Below are 2,360 nucleotides of genomic sequence, written 5' to 3'. Positions count from 1 at the left end.
GTCCGGGGGGCGGCGGGGGGGGGGGCTACCGGTTGCCCGGTGGCGCTGGGCGTGGCCGCGGCGACGGGGTGCTGTCGCTGCTGCGCGGTCGTCGTCGGGAGCATGCCGATCACCATGCCGGTCCCAACATGAGGATCCGATGACAACCAGCGCCGTGGCCGGTACCTGCCGGATCCGTTCCGCCGGAGCGCCCGCGAGCCCAGGGTGGGGGCCATGACGACGACGAACCTCGTCCGGGTGACGATCGACGCACCCGCGCGGCGGATCGACCTCGCGCTGCCGGAGCGTTCGCCGGTGGGGGAGATCCTGCCGGGGTTGCTGCGCCGGGCCGGCGAAAGCCTGCCCGACGACGGGGTGGCCGGCGGGGGCTGGCTGCTGCGCCGCGGCGACGGCACGGTGCTCGAGCTCGGCCGGGCGCTGGCGACCTACGGGATCCGCGACGGTGAGGTCCTGCACCTGGTGTCCCGCAGCCTGCACTGGCCCGACCTGGAGTACGACGACCTCGCCGACACGATCGCCAAGGGAGCGGGCCGCACCGGGCGGCTCTGGGGGCCGGTGCACACCCGCGCGGCGGGACTGCTGACCGGCGCGTTCGCCACCGTGCTCGCGCTGGTGGCGGTGGTGCGGGCCGGGCCGCCGTGGGGGACCGCGGCGTGGGCCGCGCTCGGGGGCGCCGTGGTCCTGCTCGCGGCGGGCACCGCGATGGCCAGGGCGCTCGGCGACGCCGGCGCGGGGGCCGCCGTCGCGGCGCTGGCGCTGCCGTTCGCCTTCACCGGGGGAGCGCTGCTGCTCGCGGGCGGGCCGCAGCCGGCCGGGCTGGGGGCGCCGCACGTGCTGGGCGGCTGCTCGGCGCTGCTGATCGCCTCGGTGCTCGGGCAGCTGGCCGTGGTCGAGCGCGCCGAGGTGTTCGTCGCCGGTCTCACCGCGAGCGTCGTGGGGGCGCTCGCGTCGTGGCCGGCGACCACCGACGTCCTGGACGGCGTGGACGGGGCGGCGATCGCGGCCGTGGCGGTGCTGTTGTTCTCCCCGTTGTTCGGTCCGCTGGCGATCCGCCTGGGCCGGGTGCCGATGCCGGTGCTGCCGCGCACGACCGCGGACCTGGTGCGCGACGACCCGCAACCGCCCCGGAAAGCGGTCTACGCCGCGGTCCTGCGTGCCGACCAGCTGCTGACCGGGATGATCGCCGGGGCGGCCACGGTCACCGTGCTGTGCCTGTGCGTCGTCGCGCGGGAGGCCGGGACCGCGGTCGTCGTGCTGCTGTCCGTGCTGGCGGTGGGGTTCTGCCTGCGCGCGCGGCTCTACCCGGCGCTGCGGCACCGGGCGCCGCTCCTGCTCGCCGGGGTCGTCGCGGCGGGCGCGCTCGCCTGCGGTCCCGGCGCGCGGCTGCCGTTCGTGATCACCGCGCCGGTGCTGATCGTGGTCGGCGGGCTGGCCGTGCTGACCGGCCTGAGCCACAGCAAGCGGCTGCCCAGCCCGTTCTTCGGCCGGTACGCCGAGCTGCTGGAGGTGGCGATCGTGCTCGCCTGCGTGCCCGTGCTGTGCGCGGTGCTCGGGGTGTACGGGCTGGTCCGCGGGCTGGGTGGGTGAGCGATGGCGTCCAAACGCGACCTGCTGCAGGCGCACCAGTTCCTCGCGCAGCGGGCCATTTCCGCGCTGGTGACGCGGGAGCCCGATCCGGAGCAGCCGCCGTTCCGCCGCCCGGGCGGGGCCGCGATCGGCAGCATCGTGCTGGCTATCCTCGCCCTGGTCGCGGTCGGGGTGTACGGACTGGTCAAGCCCGGTGGCAACACGACGTGGCGGGACCGGCCCGCGGTGATCGTGGCCAAGGAGACCGGGGCGCGGTACGTGTACCTGAACGGGGTGCTGCACCCCGTCGCGAACTACGCCTCGGCGCTGCTGGCGCTGGGGGAGCGCGCCGAGACGGTGTCGGTGTCGCGCAACTCGCTGGCCGGGGTGCCGCGCGGCCCGGAGATCGGGATCCCGGGCGCGCCGGACGCCCTGCCCGGCCCGGAGCAGCTGCTCACCGGCGGGTGGAGCCTGTGCTCGCGTCCGGTCCCGGATCCCAGCGGGTCCACTGTGGACGAGTCGGTGCTGCTGGTCGGCGCCGGGGCGCCCGGGGGACGGCCGGCGGGGGCGGCGCTGGCCGAGGTGCCCGCCAGCGGCGACCAGTACCTGATCGCGGACGGCTACCGGCACCGGATCCGGCAGGCCGACACGGTGACGGTGGGGCTGGCGTTGCAGTCGGTGCCGCGGACCCGGACGGCCATGGCGGTGGTGGACGTGCTGCCCGCGGGGGAGCCGATCGCGCCGATCCGCACGGCCGGGGCGGGCGGATCGGCGCGATCGGCTCCCCCGCGGGC

2 protein-coding genes are annotated in these 2,360 nt (G+C 76.9%); both read left to right on the top strand.

Going from position 1 to position 2,360, the window contains the following annotated elements; all coding sequences use genetic code 11:
- The first annotated feature begins 213 nt into the window (after positions 1 to 213).
- Complete coding sequence (gene eccD, locus D0D15_RS35625) at positions 214 to 1,587, top strand: type VII secretion integral membrane protein EccD (protein WP_094005434.1); 1,374 nt, start codon at positions 214 to 216, stop codon at positions 1,585 to 1,587.
- A 3-nt stretch (positions 1,588 to 1,590) separates the two neighbouring features.
- On the top strand, positions 1,591 to 2,360 hold a 770-nt coding region (gene eccB, locus D0D15_RS35620), incomplete at its 3' end, for a type VII secretion protein EccB (protein ID WP_115945100.1).

It is taken from the genome of Amycolatopsis thermalba (assembly GCF_003385215.1).
In the GTDB taxonomy this organism is placed as follows: Bacteria; Actinomycetota; Actinomycetes; order Mycobacteriales; family Pseudonocardiaceae; genus Amycolatopsis_E; species Amycolatopsis_E thermalba.
Note: the sequence above shows the minus strand (reverse complement) of the source record. Positions and strands in the feature narration are given on the sequence as shown.

Bases quoted from the DNA above. Each gene is read 5' to 3' on its own strand.
- eccD (WP_094005434.1), top strand. From the start codon at position 214: ATGACGACGACGAACCTCGTCCGGGTGACGATCGACGCACCCGCGCGG.